The organism is Nocardioides sp. NPDC051685 (genome assembly GCF_044453405.1).
Taxonomy (GTDB): domain Bacteria; phylum Actinomycetota; class Actinomycetes; order Propionibacteriales; family Nocardioidaceae; genus Nocardioides.
In genome coordinates this window covers 126,789-143,071 of sequence record NZ_JBITCR010000003.1, presented here as the reverse complement: position 1 = coordinate 143,071, position 16,283 = coordinate 126,789, and the positions used below count along the sequence as shown (strand labels likewise).

Genomic DNA, 16,283 nt, shown 5'->3' with positions numbered 1-16,283 from the left:
ACCGCCGTCCTGGGTCCGGCCGACCGGCCGGACCCAGGACCGCACCCACGTACGCGCCTGAGAAAGAAAGATCTGCGATGACCTCCACCAGCCTCCACACGGCCTGCCTGCTCCTCCATCCCGACGACGACGTCGCCATCGCCCGCGACGCGCTGCCCGCGGGCACCGTTCTCGACACGGGCCGAGACCCGCTCGTCCTCCTCGACGATGTTCCCGGTGGCCACAAGGTCGCGGTGCGTGCCCTTCCGGCGGGGGCCGCAGTCCACAAGTACGGCCAGGTGATCGGCTTCGCCGTCGGCACCATCGAGCCGGGTGCCCACGTGCACAGCCACAACCTCGCCTTCGGCCAGTTCGAGCGTGAGCACGAGGTCGCGGCCGGGACCGAGCGCTCACCGGACCCCGTTCCGGCACCCCGCACCTTCGACGGGTACGTCCGGGCCGACGGACGCGTCGGCACCCGCAACTACCTCGGCATCGTCACCTCGGTGAACTGCTCGGCCACCGCCGCCCGCGCCATCGCCCGGCAGGTCGAGGCCTCCGGGATCCTCGACGACTACCCCGGCGTCGACGGCGTCTTCCCCCTCACCCACGGCCTCGGCTGCGGGATGGCCGGCGCCGGCAACGAGGGTTTCGAGGTGCTGCGCCGCACCCTCACCGGCTACGCGCAGCACCCCAACTTCGCCGGCATCCTCATGCTCGGCCTCGGCTGCGAGGTCAACCAGGTGCGCGACCTCGCCGACGGTGCGCGCAGCGAGGTCGGCGTACCCCTGCACTCGCTGTCGATCCAGGACCTCGGCGGGACGCGCAAGACCGTCGCCGCGGGGGTCGAGCGGCTGGCGGCGATGCTGCCCGAGGCCAACGCGATCAGCCGCCGGCCCGTTCCCGCGAGCGAGCTGGTGATGGCGATGGAGTGCGGTGGCTCGGACGCCTGGTCCGGCATCACCGCCAACCCGGCGCTCGGCGCCGCCGCCGACCTCCTGGTCGCCCAGGGCGGCACCGCGGTCTTCGGGGAGACGACGGAGATCTACGGCGCCGAGCACCTGCTCACCCGCCGCGCCGCCGGTCCCGAGGTGGCCGAGAAGCTGCTCGAGCGGATCCGCTGGTGGGAGAAGCACGTGCAGGCCGACGGGAGCTCCATCGACAACAACCCCTCGCCGGGCAACAAGGCAGGTGGTCTCACCACCATCCTCGAGAAGTCGCTCGGCGCGGTCGCGAAGGGCGGCACCACCACCCTGCGCGACGTCGTGAAGTACGCCGAGCGGATCACCTCACGCGGCCTGGTGTTCATGGACACCCCCGGCTACGACCCGGTCAACGCCACCGGCATGGTCGCGGGCGGCGCGACCGTGCTGTGCTTCACCACCGGCCGTGGCTCCGCCTTCGGCTGCAAGCCGACCCCCAGTCTCAAGCTGGCCACCAACACCGCGGTCTACGAGCGGATGCGCGACGACATGGACCTCGACTGCGGCCCGGTCGCGACCGGCGGCGCCTCCGTCGAGGAGATGGGGCAGCTGATCTTCGACCGCGTGCTCGCCGTCGCCTCCGGCCGCCGCACCGCCAGCGAGGAGCTGGGCTACGGCGACGAGGAGTTCGTCCCCTGGCAGCTCGCGACCACCCTCTGACCGCCCCTTCGAAAGGACTCCCATGCACATCGTTCGCTACCTCGACCACGACGACGAGCAGGTCCGGGTGGGAGTGCGGACCGACGCCTGGATCACGCCGGTGAACGTCCCCTCGCTCGGCGCGTTGCTGGCGCTTCCGCTCGACGACGTCCGCGCCGCCGTGGACGCGCCGAGCGCCGATCCGGTCCCGCTCGAGCGGGTCACCCTGCTGCCCCCGGCCGACGGCCGGATGGAGGTCTGGGCATCGGGCGTCACCTACGAGCGCTCCCGAGCCGCCCGTAAGGAGGAGAGCACCCAGGCGTCGGTCTACGACCTGGTCTACGACGCGGAGCGGCCGGAGCTGTTCCTCAAGTCGGTGCCCTGGCGGCTGGTGACCGACGGCGAGCCGATCGCGGTGCGCCGCGACTCCCGGCTCGACGTCCCCGAGCCCGAGCTCGCCGTCGTCGCGAACGCGTTCGGCGAGATCGTCGGCTACACGGTCTGCGACGACGTCAGCTCACGCGACCTGGAGGGAACCAATCCGCTCTACCTGCCACAGGCGAAGATCTACGCCGGCAGCTGCTCCTTGGCCACCGGCATCAGGCCGGCCTGGCACGTCCGCGACGCCCACGACCTGGCCATCGACGTCGAGATCCGTCGCGGCGCCCAGACCGTCTGGTCGGCAGAGACGTCGACCGCGACGATGCGCCGGCGGCTGCCGGAGCTCGTCGAGTGGCTGTTCGCCGAGACGCACTTCCCCGAGGGTGTGGTGCTCTCCACCGGCACCGGCCTGGTGCCGGAGATGACGGTCACCCTGATCGCCGGCGACGTCGTGACCATCCGGGTCGCGGAGGTCGGCACGCTCTCCAACCCCGTCGTCGAGGGCAAGGACGACATGTCCTGGCTGCTCGACACCGACCCCGCGACCCGGGAGAAGGTCCGATGACGATCACCACCCACGCCCCGACCGATACGACCGCCGACACGGTCGACGCCCTCGTCACTGCGGCCGCCGCCGCGGCCGCACCACTCGCCACGCTGCCGCTCGAACGCCGCGCCGCGCTGCTCGACGCGGTCGCCGATGCGATCGACGCCCACGCCGACGAGCTCGTGCCGCTCGCACAGGAGGAGACGCATCTGCCGCTGCCTCGCCTGACGGGCGAGATCGCGCGCACGACCGGTCAGCTGCGCCGGTTCGCCGGGGTCGTCCGGGACGGCGCCTTCCTCGAGGCGGTCGTCGACCATGCCGTCCCCGATGCCACCCCACCGCAGCCCGACCTGCGCCGGATGCTGGTGCCACTCGGCCCCACGCTGGTCTTCAGCGCCAGCAACTTCCCCTTCGCGTTCAGCGTCGCGGGAGGCGACACGGCCTCCGCGCTCGCCGCCGGCTGCCCCGTGGTGGTCAAGGCCCACCCCGGACATCCGAGGCTGTCCGTACGCACCGCCGAGATCGTCCACGACGCACTCACCGCTGCGGGCGCGCCCGAGGGCACGTTCGCGCTGGTGCACGGGCTCGAGGCCGGCGTCCGGGCGCTCGAGCACCCGCTGCTGCGCGCCGCCGCGTTCACCGGCTCCACCTCGGCGGGACGGATGCTGTTCGACATCGCCGCGGCGCGGCCGGAGCCGATTCCGTTCTACGGCGAGCTCGGCAGCACCAACCCGGTGTTCGTGACCAGGGACGCGGTCACAGCGCGAGGAGCCGAGCTCGCCGAGCAGTATGTCGCGTCGTACACCCTCGGGGCCGGCCAGTTCTGCACCAAGCCCGGGCTGCTGTTGCTGCCGGCCGGCCACGGGCTGGACGAGACGCTGGCCACCGCGACCCGTGCCGTCGAGGGCACGGCGATGCTCAACGAGTCGCTGCACGCCGGATTCGTCGACGGGCTCCACCGGCTCAGCGCGCGCAGCGGCCGGGTGCTGCACGCGGGCGCCGACGGACCGGCCCCGAGCAGCAGCCCGACCCTGCTGGCGGCGTCACTGGACCAGGTCCGCGCCGAGCGCGTGCTGCTGGACGAGTGCTTCGGCCCGGTCTCCCTGGTGGTCGAGTACGACGACGAGAGCGAGCTCGTCGACTTCGCCGCCGAGCTCGACGGCCAGCTGACCGCCACGGTGCAGGCAGAGGAGCACGAGGCCGCACGCCTGGCACCGCTGCTCGCCGTGCTCGCCGACAGGGCCGGCCGAGTGCTCTGGAACGGCTGGCCCACCGGCGTCGCGGTCACCTGGGCGATGCAGCACGGCGGCCCGTACCCCGCCACCACCTCGGCGCTGCACACGGCCGTCGGGGCGAGCGCCGTACGCAGGTTCCAGCGGCCGGTCTGCTTCCAGGACCTTCCCGACCAGACACTCCCGGAGGCGCTGCGCGAGGACAACCCGCTTCAGCTGCCGCGACGCGTGGACGGTCGACTGATCCTCTGAGCGTCATGCGGTCAAGCACGGGCGACGGATGATCAACGCGGGATCTCGGATCGCGGCGACGATCGAAGGGTGACCACGACTACGCCGGATTCGACCACCTCCTCGACCACCTCCCAGGGCCGCGCGGCTCCGGTGGTCGCGCTCGCCGCCGGGATCGCGATCCTGGTCTCGAGCGAGTTCCTGCCCGCGGGCGTGCTGCCCACGATGGCCCGCGACCTCGGGATCAGCGAAGGGACCGCCGGGCTCGCGGTGGCCGCGACGGCGATCGCCGGGGCGGCCACCGCGCCGACCATCGCCATGATCCTCCCCCAGATGGACCGGCGTAGGTTGCTGGTCGGCCTGCTCGTCGCCGCCGCGGTCGCCAACCTGGCGGTCGCGGTGGCGCCCGGCTTCGTCGTCCTGCTCCTCGGCAGGCTGGTTCTCGGGGCGGCGATCGCCGGCTACTGGTCGTTCGCCTTCGCCGTCGGGACGTACGCCTCGCCCGGCCGTGACCACGTCATCTCGACCTCGATCGCCATGGGCGTGACGGGCGCGACGATCGTCGGGCTGCCGCTGGGCTCGCTGCTCGCCGACGGGCCGGGGTGGCGCTGGGGGTTCGCGGTGGCGACAGTGCTGAGCCTGATCGCCGCCGCCGCACTGGCGCGGACGCTGCCACCCGTACCGGCCCATCCGGCGGCCGGGCTGACCATGATGCGTCAGGCCCTCCGCAACCCGCGCCTGGTGGCCGGCGTGGTGGTGCTCGTCGTGGCGGTGCTCGGGAACTTCGTGGCGTACCCGTTCATCCGGATCGCGATCGCCGAGATCTCCCCGGGCGCAGGCATGTGGATGCTGGCGCTGTGGGGCTTCGGTGGCCTCTTCGGCAACCTGGCCGCCGGGCGGTTCTCCCACCGGCTGCGTGCGGTCGTCACCGTCGCGCCGCTCCTCCTCGCGGGCGGGCTGGTGCTGACCCTTCTCGCCGAGAGCACGCCGGTGATGGCGCTGGCGATGCTGGTGTGGGGGTTCGGGTTCAACATGGTGCCGGTCGGCACCCAGCTGTGGGTCACCCGCGTCGAGCCCGAGCGCACCGAGTCCGCGCTGGCGCTCCAGGTCACCGCGTTCCAGGTGGCGATCACCCTCGGCGCGGCGCTAGGAGGCGCGGTCCTCGACGAGTACGGCGTCGGACGCGTGCTCCTCATCGGCGCGATCGGCGCGGTCGTCGCCGCGGCGGGCTTCGGCGCGCTCCGCGTCCCGCGCTCCTGAAGGATCCTCGCGCCACGCCTGCGGACCGATCCCGTGGCTGGCGGTGAAGGCCCGGCTGAACGCCGCGCCCGACCCGTAGCCCACGGCGTACGCCACCTGCTCGACCGGACGGTCTCCCCCGGCGAGCAGGTGGCGAGCCGCCCGCATCCGGACGTCCCGCAGCGCCTCGCTCGGGCTCTGCCCCAGGCTGCGCCGGAACCGCTCCCCCAGCGCCGACCTCGACAGATGCACCGACTCGGCCATCGCCTCGACCGACCAGGCCCGCGCCGGATCCGCGATCAAGGCGGACAGCACTTCTGCCACGGTCGGGTCGAGGACGGGCGCGGGACCGTCGGTCCCGCGCCCGGTGTCCTCCAGCCACGAGGCGGTCATCGCGGCGCCGAGCAGCGACGCGTAGCCCGAGGCGAACAGCGCCGACGGCCGGCAGGGCCCGGCCAGCGGGCACCGCCGCACCAGCTCGGCCACCCCACCGTGCCTGCCCACGAAGTCGCGGACGACCAGCGGGTTGGCGAGCGGGTACGCCACCGCGACCGCCCGCAGGTCGGCCCGGGTGAGCATCGCCCCGTCGTGGGTCGCCAGCCGGTGCCTGACCTGTCCCCCGACCAGAGCCGCGTCGCCCGCACGGAGCAGGTGCGACTGCCCGGCAGCGGTCAGCACGACCGTGCCGTCGTCGACGAGCAGCCAGGTGGCGGAGCGTACGTCCTCACCGGCGGAGCCGGCGGCCAGCTCCTCCTGGTAGGCGAGCGTCATCTCCCATGACGGACGGTCCTGGTTCACACCTCACCCAGCGCGCGGGCGCCGTCGGGCTATTCCCAGGGGTCAGTCGGCGAGGAACTCCAGGATGTCGGCGATGAGAGCCTGCTGGTAGTCACCCGCGATGCCGTGCGGAGCACCTTCGTAGACCTTCAGGGTGCCGTCGGAGACCAGCTTGACCGCCTTCTCGGCGGCGGCCGCGATCGGCACGATCTGGTCGTCGCCACCGTGCGCGATCAGGATCGGCACGTCGAGGGCCTTCAGGTCCTCGGTGAAGTCGGTCTCGGAGAAGACCTTGACGCAGTTGTACGCAGCGACCAGACCGGCCAGCATCCCCTGGCGCTGGAAGTCGTCGATGAGACCCTGCGAGACCTTGGCGCCGTCGCGGTTGAAGCCGTAGAACGGCACCGCGAGGTCCTTGTAGAACTGCGAGCGGTCGGCGAGCACCCCGGCGCGGATGTCGTCGAAGGCCTCGATGGGCGTCCCCTCGGGGTTGGTCTCCGACTGGACCATGATCGGCGGCACCGCGCCGGCGGTGACGACCTTGCGGACCCGGCCCTTCCCGTGCTGGGCGGCGTAGCGGACGACCTCGCCACCACCGGTCGAGTGGCCGATCACGACCAGCTCGGTGAGGTCGAGGTGCTCGATGAGCTCGGCCAGGTCGCGGGCGTAGGTGTCCATGTCGTGGCCACGGTCGGTGTTGGTCGAGCGGCCGTGGCCGCGGCGGTCGTGCGCGATCGCCCGGTAGCCCGCGTCGGCGAGCAGCTTGGACTCGACGGCCCAGGCGTCCGAGCTGAGCGGCCACCCGTGGCTGAGCACGACCGGCTTCCCGGTGCCCCAGTCGGTGTAGTAGATGTCGGTCCCGTCAGAGGTGGTGAACGTTGGCATGGTGGAAGTCCTTGCAGTTCTGCGCCGATCCGCAGCCCCCATCGCCGGAGCTGTCGCGATCCCGACGTCACGTCAATCCTCGGTGCTCGGTACCCCCAACCGCCCCGCCGTATCTGCCCGATACCCCACGAATCCGGACACCTTCGACCGCACCTCGACCGCAACGGACGGGCCCATTCAGGTCCAGGGGTTGTCCCAGCGCCCGTCGGCCTGCGCCGCGCGGACCTCGACCAGCCCCGCCGACCGCATCCGGCCCTCGGCGGTGAGGCGCTCGACCTTGGAGATGTTGAGCCGGGACCACTTCGAACCCGGGCGCCGGCGGGTGTAGCGCTGCAGGTAGGTCTCCTCATCGCCTCGGCGGCGTACGGCCGATATCCAGCCGAAGCAGAGGCCGACGTCGACGAGCTCGTCGGAGGTCAGCGAGGCCGGTTCGACGCCCTTGCGGGTCAAGCGCAACCACACGGCACGTGTGTCGGGGGCGGCCGCGTCGAAGTACGCCTCGACCTCGGCCACGGTCGGCCGATCCAGCACCGGCTCGCCGTCGATGGTCTCCATCTCGCCAAGATACTGATCCGTGGGCGAGGATGTCTCCGTGATCGACGAGCGCCCCATCAAGACGTGGCTGACCGACATGGACGGTGTCCTGGTGCGCGAGGAGGAGCCGATCCCGGGAGCGGCCGAGTTCCTGGCGAAGCTCACCGAGACGTCGGTGCCGTTCATGGTGCTGACCAACAACTCGATCTACACCCCGCGCGACCTCCGGGTCCGGCTGCTCAGGTCCGGTCTCGACGTGCCGGAGAAGTCGATCTGGACCTCGGCGCTCGCGACCGCGCAGTTCCTCGCCGACCAGCGGCCGGGTGGGTCCGCGTACGTCGTCGGTGAGGCCGGGCTGACGACCGCACTGCACGCGGTCGGCTACGTGATGACGGAGAACGACCCCGACTACGTCGTGCTCGGGGAGACCCGCACCTACTCGTTCGAGGCGATCACCCGGGCGATCCGGCTGATCGAGGGCGGCGCGCGGTTCATCGCGACCAACCCGGACCCGAGCGGGCCGAGCCCGCAGGGCACGCTCCCCGCGACCGGCTCCGTGGCCGCGCTGATCAGCGCCGCGACCAACCGGGCCCCCTACTACGTCGGCAAGCCGAACCCGCTGATGATGCGCAGCGCCCTCAACCAGCTCGAGGCCCACTCCGAGACCACGGTGATGATCGGCGACCGGATGGACACCGACATCATCAGCGGCCTCGAGGCCGGGATGCGCACCATCCTCGTCGAGACCGGGTCGACCAGGCCCGAGCAGATCGAGACCTTCCCGTTCCGGCCGACGCGTGTGGTCGCCTCCATCGCCGACGTACTGCCCCTGCTCGGTCAGTAGAAGAGGGTCTGTAGGGAGGCGGGGCCGACCCCTCCCAGCAGCACGAAACGACCCGGCACGAGGTCGTCGACCACCCGCGGATCATGGTCTACACCGCCGGGCCCGGCACCGAGGACGCCGAGCGCCTGGCGCTGGTGACGGTCGTCGGCACCCAGGCGCTCTGAGGCGGTTCAGTCCGCCAGCTCGAACTCGGCTCGTCCCTTGCGCCGGCCGCGCTCGGCGAGCAGCGCGGACCGGAACCGGCGCTGATACTGCGAAGGAGAGATGCCGAGCCGCGCGACGAACGTACGCCGCAGCGCCTCCGGGCTGCCGTATCCCGACTGCGCCGCCGCCTCGGTCACGCTCGCACCGACCTCGAGGCGCATCCGGGCGAGGTCGAAGCGCACCGCGGTGACGTACTCGGAAGGTGACTGGCCGAGCTCGTCACGGAAGCGCCGGGCCAGATGGCGCGGGCTGGTCGAGACGAGGCGGGCGAGGTCGGTCACGGTCCAGGCGCGGGTGGGATCGGCATCGACCAGATCGGTCGCGCGGCGGACGATCGACGCCGGTTGTGCCCGGGCCCGCAGCGGGACCGAGTACTGCGACTGACCGCCGGAGCGCTGCAGGTAGACGAGGAGGAGCTGGGCGACCTGCCGCGCGATGTCGGCGCCGTGGTCGTCCTCGACCAGGGCGAGCGCCAGATCGATTCCCGCCGCGACGCCGTCCGAGGTCAGGGTGTTGCCGTCACGTACGAAGATCGCGTCGGGATCGACCCGCACCTTCGGATACCGACGCTGGAGCTCCGGCGCGAACTTCCAGTGCGTCGTCGCACGCCGGCAGTCGAGCATGCCGATCTCGGCGAGCACGAAGGCGCCGCTGCAGATCGAGACCACCCGCCGGGCACGCGAAGCCAGCGAGATCGCCGCCTCGGTCAGCGTGCTGCGTACGAACTCGTGGGGCGGCAGCTCGCTGCCCGGCACGATCACGGTGTCGAAGGCGCCCGCGTCGTGGGCCGCGCCGTGCACGGAGACCCGGCCGCCGAGGGAGGTCACCACGTCCTTCCCATCCGGCGAGAGCAGCACGATGTCGTAGTCATCCACCGCCTGGTTGGCTTCGACGAAGACCTCGGCGGGCCCGACGTAGTCGAGCATCTTCACGCCGTCGAAGAGCAGGAACGCGATCTGCCGGCGGGCGCGGGATGGCTTGGATATGTCGGTCACTCCTCCAGGGTCGAATACCTTGCGCACAAGGAATCTACCCCTCACTTACCTTGCGCGCAAGGGTTGTAGGGTGGGGCCCATGACAGAGCCTCGCCACAGCCTGGAGCTGAGCGAGCAGCTGTGCTTCTCGCTCTACACCGCGCAGCGGCTCGTGACCGCCGCCTACCGACCGATCCTGGACGCTCTGGGGCTGACCTACTCCCAGTACGTCGCGATGCTCGTGCTGTGGGAGAGCTCCCCCATCACGACGGGAGAGCTGGGTGAGCGGCTCGGCCTGGACTACGGCACCATCACGCCGCTGGTCAAACGCCTGGAGGCCGCCGGGCTGATCACCCGCGAGAAGCACCCCGACGACCAGCGCAGCGTCCGGCTGTGCCTGACCGACACCGGCACCGACCTGCGCAGCCGGGCCGAAGGCGTGCCCGACACCATCGCCGAGGTCATGGCACTGCAGACCGAGGAGTTCACCATCCTCAAGGACTCGCTCGAGCACCTCAGCGACAACGTCGCCAAGCGCCTGGGCGGCTGAGCGCACTCAGCCGTCCAGGCGCAGGTCCCCCTCGGCCCGGGGCGGCAGGTTGGAGAGGGCGGCCTGGACGAGCGCGACGCGTGCCTTGACCGTGACCGCTCGGCGGAGCCGGCCGACGTCACCGATGTGGCGCTCGACGGACTCGCGGATCTGCTCCTCCGAGAAGGTCGGCCGACCACCGACCGGGACGTCGACGTCGGGCAGGTCGGTGAGGACCGGGAAGATCTGGGTGCCGATGCTGTCCAGGAGCTTGAAGCGCTGGAACCGGTCGGTCTCATCCCAGACCTGGTCGATGTCGGCGCCGCCCTTGCGGAACTTCCGGCCGGAGCCCAGGAAGGCCTTCGCCGTCCCGGTCAGGGCCACGGTGAGCTCATGCTCGGTCAATCGCATGGGCCAAGCATGCCCCGAACCGGGACGGAGACCACCCCTGGGCCGATCACCGATCGATAACACCTGCCCCTGGACGTCCGGACGTCAGGCGGCGTCGAAGGTCGCCGGGTCCGGGCCGGTCCGGCCGTCGCTCTCCAGGGCGTCGATCGCGGCCAGGTCGGCAGCGGTGAGGTCGAAGCCGAGCACGTCGATGTTCTGCGCGATCCGTGCCGGGGTCACCGACTTGGGGATCACGATCCGGCCCTGTTGCAGGTGCCAGCGCAGGATCACCTGGGCGGCGGTGCGGCCGAGGCGGTCGGCGATCGTGGTGATGGCCGGGTCCTCGAGCACCGCGCCCTGAGCCAGCGGGCTCCACGCCTCGGTCACGATGCCGAGCCGGTCGTTCGCGGCGGCCGTGACGCGCTGCTGCAGCGCCGGGTGCAGCTCGATCTGGTTGACCGCCGGCACCGTGCCACCGAGCCCGACGATCCGGTCCAGGTGCTCGGGCAGGAAGTTCGAGACGCCGATCGCGCGGGTCCGGCCCGCGGCGTACAGCTCCTCGAGGCCCTGCCAGGCGCCGACATAAAGGTCACGGGCAGGGGTGGGCCAGTGGATCAGGTAGAGGTCGACCTGGTCGAGGCCGAGGAGCTCGAGGCTCTTCTCGTACGCCTCGACGGGCCGCTCGTGGTCGGCGTTCCAGAGCTTCGTGGTGATGAAGAGCTCCTCGCGGGCGATGCCGGACTTCGCGAGTGCGCGGCCGACGCCGGCCTCGTTGCCGTAGACCGCGGCGGTGTCGATGCTGCGGTAGCCGGCCTCGAGCGCGGCCGTCACGGCCGCCTCGGTCTCGTCGTTCGGCACCTGGAAGACGCCGAAGCCGAGCTGCGGCATCTCGACGCCGTTGTTGAGGGTGGTGGTCGGGATGGTCATGACTTCCTTCTTTCAGGAGTTGGGGTTCAGGCAGGAACAGCGACAGACGCGCGCCGCTCGCCCCCGGGCGCACGAACGGCGACCAACAGCACGAGGAGACCGAGCGCGGTGACCCCGGCGCCCGCCCACAGCGGCGAGGTGTAGCCGAGCCCGGCGGCGAGGGTGACGCCGCCGATCCAGGCGCCGAGCGCGTTGCCGACGTTGAAGGCGGCGATGTTGGCGCCGGAGGCGAGGGTGGGCGCCTGGTCGGCGTACCCCATCACCCGCATCTGCAGGGCCGGCACCGTGCCGAAGCCGACCGCGCCCATCAGGACCAGCGCGACGACGGTCAGCACCTGGCTGGAGGCGACGAGGGCGAAGACGGCGAGCACGACGGTCAGGGCCGCGAGGAGAACACCGAGAGTGCGGACCAGGTCGCGGTCGGCGGCACGGCCACCCACGATGTTGCCGAAGAACAGGCCGACGCCGAAGAGGACGAGCAGCAACGGCACCGCACCGGCGGAGAAGCCGCTGACCTCGGTCAGGGTGAAGGCGATGTAGGTGAAGCCGCCGAACATGCCGCCGTAGCCGAGCACGGTCAGGGCGATCGAGAACCAGACCTGGGGGCTGGTGAAGGCGGCCAGCTCGGTGCGTACGGCCGGGGCGGCCTCCTCGCCGCGGCCGGTGTGGGCGGGGACCAGGAGCGCGATACCGACGAAGGCGATGACGCCGATCGCGGTGATGGCCCAGAAGGTCGAGCGCCAGCCGGCGGCCTGGCCGAGCAAGGTGCCCAGCGGCACACCGAGGACGTTGGCGAGCGTGAGGCCGCCGAACATGAAGGCGATCGCACTGGCCTTGCGCTCCGGGGCGACGAGCTGCGCGGCGACGACGGCGCCGATGCCGAAGAAGGCGCCGTGGCACAGGGCGGCGATGATGCGGCCGACCATCATCGTGGCGTAGTCCGGCGAGACCGCGGAGATCAGGTTGCCGATGATGAACAGCACCATCAGGCCCAGCAGGGCGAACTTACGAGGCACGCGGGTGAGCGCGAGGGTCAAGGCGATGGCGCCGATCGCGACGCTGAGGGCGTAGCCGGAGATGAGGTAGCCGGCGGTGGTCTCGCTGACTGCGAAGTCGGTGGAGACCTCGGGCAGCAGGCCCATGATGACGAACTCGGTGAGGCCGATGCCGAACCCTCCGATCGCGAGGGCTAGCAGTGCGACGGGCATGGATGACTCCTTGGTCGAGACGGGTTGCGTCTGTCGATAGTCGGCGTACGCAGTAGTTGCACACGCTTCGTATTTATAGTTGCACGCGCGCACTATCCGCGCAACTCGGGTATGCTTGGAGGTGTCCACGAAGGAGGACCCATGGGAATCGCTGACGACGCCGTCGAGATCCGCGCTCAGGGCTGGCGCACGCTGGCCGCCGTGCACGGACTGATCGAGGCCGCGCTCGAGAAGGCACTGCAGCGCGAGCACGGCCTGTCGGTCGTCGAGTTCACCGTCCTCGACGCGCTCAGCCGCCAGGACGGCTGGCACATGCGCATGCAGCAGCTGGCCCGCGCCGCGGCCCTCTCCTCCTCGGCCACGACCCGCCTGGTCACCCGCCTGGAGAACCGCAACCTGCTCACCCGGATCCTCTGCGCCGACGACCGGCGCGGGATCTACACCGAGCTCACGCCGGCCGGACGGGCCCTGCTGAAGAAGGCCCGTCCGCTGCACGACGAGGTGCTGCGTACGGCACTCGACGAGGCCGCCCAGATCCCCGAGCTCGCGCCGCTCGTGCACGCGCTCGGAACGTTGTCGCCGGCCTGATGAAGCCGGCCTGATGAAGCCGGCACAGAAGCCCACGGGCTTCGCTCCTTGCCAGCTGGCGCCGCTCCGGGCGAGGTCGTCGCGGAGGTGAATGAAAGTTCGTTCACCGTCGCTGGTCGAACGAACTTTCATTCGCCATCGCCGAGCGAACAAACTTTCACTCGCCCCTCGCGGGTGAAGGAATTTTCGTTCACCCCGCTCTGGGCAGCCCTGCTCCAGGACCGGCGAGACGACGAGACAAGCGATCAGCAGCCTAGGCTGAGGCCATGCGCATCGCCATCGTCGGCGGCCACGGCAAGGTCGCCCTGCACCTCCATCCGATCCTGGCCGCCGCGGGCCACACCCCGCTCGCGCTCGTACGCAGCGAGAGCTACCGAGCCGAGCTCGAGTCGCTCGGGGCCGAGGTCGGCCTGCTCGACATCGAGAACCAGGACGCCGACGGGTTCGCCGCGGCCTTCGCCGGCTGCGATGCGGTGGTCTTCGCCGCCGGCGGCGGCCCCGACGGCAACAAGGAGCGCAAGCGCACCGTCGACCTGGAAGGCTCGACGAAGTCGATCGCGGGCGCGAAGGCGGCCGGCATCAAGCGCTTCGTGCAGGTCTCGGCGATCAGCGTCGACGAACCGGTGCCGGCTGACGCCGGCGAGGTGTGGAAGGCCTACGTCGAGGCCAAGCGCGACGCCGACATCGCCCTGCGCGACAGCGACCTCGAGTGGACGATCCTGCGTCCCGGCGGCCTCACCGACGAGCCCGCGACCGGGCGGGTGAAGCTCGCCCCGAAGCTCGAACGCGATACCATCCCGCGCGCCGACGTGGCCGCGGTCATCGCCGCCGTCATCGACGACGACGCCACCGTCGGCAAGCAGTGGGAGCTGGTCTCGGGCGACGCGTCGGTCGACGAGGCCATCGCCGCCGTGCTCTGAGGCCGGCTCTCAGCGAAGGGCGAGCAGCCCCTTGACGTACGCCGCCTGGCCGATGTGCTGGGCGGCGTCGTCGACGACGCTGACCAGTCGCACCGCGACGGTGACCGGCGGGTCCCAGCGCTCGTCGATGACGCGGGCGAAATCCTCCTCACTCAGCGAGTCGACGAGCTCGAGGGTCGCCGCGTGAACGGCCTGGTAGTAACCGGTCAGCAGCGCCGGGTCCTCCAGCCGGAAGGCCGCGACCTCCTCGGCGGACTGCCCGTATCCCATCGCCCGGGGGCGATACGGCAGCCCGAACCGCTCCACCCAGCCGTCGCGCGACCACACCTCGTCGGTGCCGGCGAGCGGCGCGATCTGGGCGTCCTCCATCCGGGCGATGTGCCACAGGATCCAGGCGATCGAGTTCGCTCCGTCGTACGGCCGCCACAGCAGGTCGTCGACCGAGAGGCCGTCGACGATCGTGGGAAGGGTCTCCGCGATCCGGCCGAAGCCGTCCGCGAGCAGTCGCTGGGGCCAGGTTTCGCTCATGCCTTCCGTTCTACACCGTCGTCCTGCTCCGTGTCGGGAAGCAGACTCCGGGCCTCGCTCCACATCCGGGTCACGATGTCCGCCGCCGGCTCGGTGACGGCACGCCCGGCAGCCTGGCCGGCCCAGTGGTTGACGCGGTCCAGCGGCACCGCGGCCCCGGGATCGGGAGTACCCTTGCGCCACCTGGCGACCAGGCGACGATGGTGCGGGTACAGCGCGGGCGACGGCGCGTCGGGGTCCTCCCAGGAGCGCACGTAGGGAGTCGGGGCGGCGCGACCGAGCCGTCCGGAGTAGGCCCGGGTCGCGACCGTCTCCTCCGGCTCGACGCCGTCGAGCGAGGCGGCCCAGGCGTCGGCGATCCCGATCTCGGGCGACCGCAGCAGCGCACTGCCGACCTGCACCGCGCTCGCGCCGAGCGTCAGCGCCGCGGCGACCCCACGGCCGTCGGCGATCCCGCCGGCGGCGATGACGGGCACGTCCACCCCGTCGACGATGTGCGGCAGGAGTGCGAACAGCCCCACGGCCGTACGCTCCGCCACCTCCGCCTCGAAGACCCCTCGGTGCCCGCCTGCCTCGAGTCCCTGGGCGACGATGGCGTCGGCGCCGCCCTCCTGGGCGGCACGCGCCTCGGCCAGGGTCGTCGCGCACGCGAACCAGGCGATCCCGGCCGCGTGCAGACGGTCGACATAGTCGGGTGAGAAGAGGCCCATGATCGAGGAGACGACGGTCGGCCGGGCGGCGAGCATCGCCTCACACTGCTCCTCGAACGAGGGCGCGGGCGGCTGCCCGGGGCCCGGCGTACCGAACCTGCCCAGGAACTCCTCCGCGGCCGAGACCCCATCGGGGTCGTCCACGGGCGGGTCGGGGATCCAGATGTTCAGCTGGAACGGGCCGGCCGACATCGACCGGAACTCGTCCGCCCATTCCGCGATCCGCGACGGCGAGTCGAGCACCACCCCCGCCGCGCCCATCCCGCCGGCGTCGGCGACCGCGGCCGCTGCCACGGGCGGACAGGCACCCGCCATCGGCGCCTGAAGGATCGGCATCGAGAGGCCGTACGCCTCGCAGAACTCCTGAGCACGTCGTCGGGCCGTCATGACGTTCACGGTAGCGCCCGCAAATCTTCTTGGCGCCATACGCCGCGGAGCGGCAGGATCGCCGCATGCGCACCCTCATCTACTCAGCGTTCGTGTCCCTCGACGGCGTCGTCGACTCCCCCGGCGGCGGCTCGCCGTCCGAGCAGCACCGCAGCGGCGGCTGGACGTTCAAGGACATCGAGTTCCTGCCGGAGGCCTATGCGATCAAGGGCAGCGAGATGGAGGAGGCCGGCGCGATGATGTTCGGCCGCCGCAGCTACGAGGCCTTCGCACCGATCTGGCCCGACATCGAGGACTTCGCGGTGATCAAGGAGATCCCGAAGTACGTCGTCTCGACCTCTCTCGGCGACGACGCCCTCGTCGAGGGCTGGGGTCCGCAGACCGTCCTGCGGTCGCTGGACGAGGTCGAGAAGCTCAAGCAGGGCGACGGCGGCCCGATCCTGGTCGCCGGCAGCGCCGAGCTCGCCCGCAACCTCTCCGACGCCGGCCTGATCGACCGCTATCACCTGCTCGTCTTCCCCGTCGTCCTCGGCGCCGGCAAGTCGATGTGGAGCGAGACCGACAAGGACAAGCAGCGGCTCACGCTGGTCGAGTCCGAGGCCTACGGCAACGGCATCCTCAAGCTCGTCTACGACGTCGTCCGCTGA

The 16,283-nt window shown here is 71.3% G+C and carries 18 protein-coding genes; 9 read left to right on the top strand and 9 right to left on the bottom strand.

Annotated elements, in window-relative coordinates:
- Nucleotides 1-77 precede the first annotated feature (77 nt).
- From ACIA03_RS10710 to ACIA03_RS10695, 4 genes are all read left to right on the top strand, one after another.
- Nucleotides 78-1,622 carry a UxaA family hydrolase gene (locus tag ACIA03_RS10710; protein WP_396982077.1) on the top strand — a complete coding sequence of 515 codons (1,545 nt, stop codon included), beginning with the start codon at nt 78-80 and terminating at the stop codon, nt 1,620-1,622.
- A 22-nt stretch (nt 1,623-1,644) separates the two neighbouring features.
- Nucleotides 1,645-2,547, top strand: a complete 903-nt coding sequence (locus ACIA03_RS10705) for a fumarylacetoacetate hydrolase family protein (protein WP_396982075.1) — start codon at nt 1,645-1,647, stop codon at nt 2,545-2,547.
- On the top strand, nt 2,544-4,013 hold the full coding sequence (locus ACIA03_RS10700) for an aldehyde dehydrogenase (NADP(+)) (protein ID WP_396982072.1): 1,470 nt from the start codon (nt 2,544-2,546) through the stop codon (nt 4,011-4,013). The genes ACIA03_RS10705 and ACIA03_RS10700 overlap by 4 nt, the downstream gene beginning before the upstream one ends.
- Before the next feature lie 69 nt (nt 4,014-4,082).
- Complete coding sequence (locus ACIA03_RS10695; protein ID WP_396982070.1) at nt 4,083-5,252, top strand: MFS transporter; 1,170 nt, start codon at nt 4,083-4,085, stop codon at nt 5,250-5,252.
- On the opposite strand, the gene ACIA03_RS10690 is transcribed toward ACIA03_RS10695, so the two are convergent.
- The 3 genes from ACIA03_RS10690 to ACIA03_RS10680 form a co-directional block, all read right to left on the bottom strand.
- Complete coding sequence (locus ACIA03_RS10690) at nt 5,139-6,029, bottom strand: helix-turn-helix domain-containing protein (protein ID WP_396982068.1); 891 nt, start codon at nt 6,027-6,029, stop codon at nt 5,139-5,141. The genes ACIA03_RS10695 and ACIA03_RS10690 overlap by 114 nt on opposite strands.
- A 42-nt stretch (nt 6,030-6,071) precedes the next feature.
- Nucleotides 6,072-6,893: an alpha/beta fold hydrolase gene (locus ACIA03_RS10685; protein WP_396982066.1), complete on the bottom strand. Its 822-nt coding sequence runs from the start codon at nt 6,891-6,893 to the stop codon at nt 6,072-6,074.
- 177 nt (nt 6,894-7,070) lie between these two features.
- The gene (locus ACIA03_RS10680; RefSeq protein ID WP_396982064.1) at nt 7,071-7,448 is read right to left on the bottom strand and encodes a YdeI family protein; all 378 of its coding nucleotides are present in this window, start codon (nt 7,446-7,448) and stop codon (nt 7,071-7,073) included.
- A gap of 37 nt (nt 7,449-7,485) precedes the next feature.
- Between ACIA03_RS10680 and ACIA03_RS10675 the strand changes: the two genes are divergently transcribed.
- Nucleotides 7,486-8,271, top strand: a complete 786-nt coding sequence (locus tag ACIA03_RS10675) for an HAD-IIA family hydrolase (protein WP_396982062.1) — start codon at nt 7,486-7,488, stop codon at nt 8,269-8,271.
- Between the two features lie 170 nt (nt 8,272-8,441).
- On the opposite strand, the gene ACIA03_RS10670 is transcribed toward ACIA03_RS10675, so the two are convergent.
- Nucleotides 8,442-9,470, bottom strand: a complete 1,029-nt coding sequence (locus ACIA03_RS10670) for a GlxA family transcriptional regulator (protein ID WP_396982060.1) — start codon at nt 9,468-9,470, stop codon at nt 8,442-8,444.
- A 79-nt stretch (nt 9,471-9,549) separates the two neighbouring features.
- Here ACIA03_RS10670 and ACIA03_RS10665 point away from each other — a divergent pair, with 79 nt between their 5' ends.
- Nucleotides 9,550-9,999, top strand: coding sequence for a MarR family winged helix-turn-helix transcriptional regulator (locus ACIA03_RS10665; RefSeq protein ID WP_396982058.1), 450 nt, complete (start codon nt 9,550-9,552; stop codon nt 9,997-9,999).
- A 6-nt stretch (nt 10,000-10,005) separates the two neighbouring features.
- On the opposite strand, the gene ACIA03_RS10660 is transcribed toward ACIA03_RS10665, so the two are convergent.
- The 3 genes from ACIA03_RS10660 to ACIA03_RS10650 all read right to left on the bottom strand — a co-directional run bounded on the left by ACIA03_RS10660 (nt 10,006) and on the right by ACIA03_RS10650 (nt 12,503).
- A complete protein-coding gene (locus tag ACIA03_RS10660; protein WP_396982056.1) occupies nt 10,006-10,389 on the bottom strand; it encodes a hypothetical protein in 384 nt (127 codons plus the stop codon).
- Between the two features lie 84 nt (nt 10,390-10,473).
- Nucleotides 10,474-11,295: an aldo/keto reductase gene (locus tag ACIA03_RS10655; protein ID WP_396982054.1), complete on the bottom strand. Its 822-nt coding sequence runs from the start codon at nt 11,293-11,295 to the stop codon at nt 10,474-10,476.
- A 26-nt stretch (nt 11,296-11,321) separates the two neighbouring features.
- Complete coding sequence (locus tag ACIA03_RS10650) at nt 11,322-12,503, bottom strand: MFS transporter (protein WP_396982049.1); 1,182 nt, start codon at nt 12,501-12,503, stop codon at nt 11,322-11,324.
- A gap of 141 nt (nt 12,504-12,644) precedes the next feature.
- Between ACIA03_RS10650 and ACIA03_RS10645 the strand changes: the two genes are divergently transcribed.
- The gene (locus ACIA03_RS10645) at nt 12,645-13,091 is read left to right on the top strand and encodes a MarR family winged helix-turn-helix transcriptional regulator (RefSeq protein ID WP_396982047.1); all 447 of its coding nucleotides are present in this window, start codon (nt 12,645-12,647) and stop codon (nt 13,089-13,091) included.
- A gap of 266 nt (nt 13,092-13,357) precedes the next feature.
- On the top strand, nt 13,358-14,011 hold the full coding sequence (locus ACIA03_RS10640) for an NAD(P)H-binding protein (protein ID WP_396982045.1): 654 nt from the start codon (nt 13,358-13,360) through the stop codon (nt 14,009-14,011).
- 9 nt (nt 14,012-14,020) lie between these two features.
- On the opposite strand, the gene ACIA03_RS10635 is transcribed toward ACIA03_RS10640, so the two are convergent.
- Complete coding sequence (locus ACIA03_RS10635; RefSeq protein WP_396982043.1) at nt 14,021-14,539, bottom strand: DinB family protein; 519 nt, start codon at nt 14,537-14,539, stop codon at nt 14,021-14,023.
- On the bottom strand, nt 14,536-15,636 hold the full coding sequence (locus ACIA03_RS10630; protein ID WP_396982041.1) for an NAD(P)H-dependent flavin oxidoreductase: 1,101 nt from the start codon (nt 15,634-15,636) through the stop codon (nt 14,536-14,538). The genes ACIA03_RS10635 and ACIA03_RS10630 overlap by 4 nt, the downstream gene beginning before the upstream one ends.
- Before the next feature lie 65 nt (nt 15,637-15,701).
- On the opposite strand from ACIA03_RS10630, the gene ACIA03_RS10625 reads away from it, so the two are divergent.
- Nucleotides 15,702-16,283 (top strand): dihydrofolate reductase family protein, encoded by a 582-nt coding sequence (locus ACIA03_RS10625; protein WP_396982039.1) that lies wholly within the window; start codon nt 15,702-15,704, stop codon nt 16,281-16,283.

Excerpts from the sequence above, each read along its gene's own strand:
- ACIA03_RS10710 (WP_396982077.1), top strand. The coding sequence starts at position 78 with ATGACCTCCACCAGCCTCCACACGGCCTGCCTGCTCCTCCATCCCGAC.
- ACIA03_RS10705 (WP_396982075.1), top strand. The coding sequence starts at position 1,645 with ATGCACATCGTTCGCTACCTCGACCACGACGACGAGCAGGTCCGGGTG.
- ACIA03_RS10700 (WP_396982072.1), top strand. The coding sequence starts at position 2,544 with ATGACGATCACCACCCACGCCCCGACCGATACGACCGCCGACACGGTC.
- ACIA03_RS10685 (WP_396982066.1), bottom strand. The coding sequence starts at position 6,893 with ATGCCAACGTTCACCACCTCTGACGGGACCGACATCTACTACACCGAC.
- ACIA03_RS10680 (WP_396982064.1), bottom strand. The coding sequence starts at position 7,448 with ATGGAGACCATCGACGGCGAGCCGGTGCTGGATCGGCCGACCGTGGCC.
- ACIA03_RS10665 (WP_396982058.1), top strand. The coding sequence starts at position 9,550 with ATGACAGAGCCTCGCCACAGCCTGGAGCTGAGCGAGCAGCTGTGCTTC.
- ACIA03_RS10660 (WP_396982056.1), bottom strand. The coding sequence starts at position 10,389 with ATGCGATTGACCGAGCATGAGCTCACCGTGGCCCTGACCGGGACGGCG.
- ACIA03_RS10655 (WP_396982054.1), bottom strand. The coding sequence starts at position 11,295 with ATGACCATCCCGACCACCACCCTCAACAACGGCGTCGAGATGCCGCAG.
- ACIA03_RS10650 (WP_396982049.1), bottom strand. The coding sequence starts at position 12,503 with ATGCCCGTCGCACTGCTAGCCCTCGCGATCGGAGGGTTCGGCATCGGC.
- ACIA03_RS10645 (WP_396982047.1), top strand. The coding sequence starts at position 12,645 with ATGGGAATCGCTGACGACGCCGTCGAGATCCGCGCTCAGGGCTGGCGC.
- ACIA03_RS10640 (WP_396982045.1), top strand. The coding sequence starts at position 13,358 with ATGCGCATCGCCATCGTCGGCGGCCACGGCAAGGTCGCCCTGCACCTC.
- ACIA03_RS10635 (WP_396982043.1), bottom strand. The coding sequence starts at position 14,539 with ATGAGCGAAACCTGGCCCCAGCGACTGCTCGCGGACGGCTTCGGCCGG.
- ACIA03_RS10630 (WP_396982041.1), bottom strand. The coding sequence starts at position 15,636 with ATGACGGCCCGACGACGTGCTCAGGAGTTCTGCGAGGCGTACGGCCTC.
- ACIA03_RS10625 (WP_396982039.1), top strand. The coding sequence starts at position 15,702 with ATGCGCACCCTCATCTACTCAGCGTTCGTGTCCCTCGACGGCGTCGTC.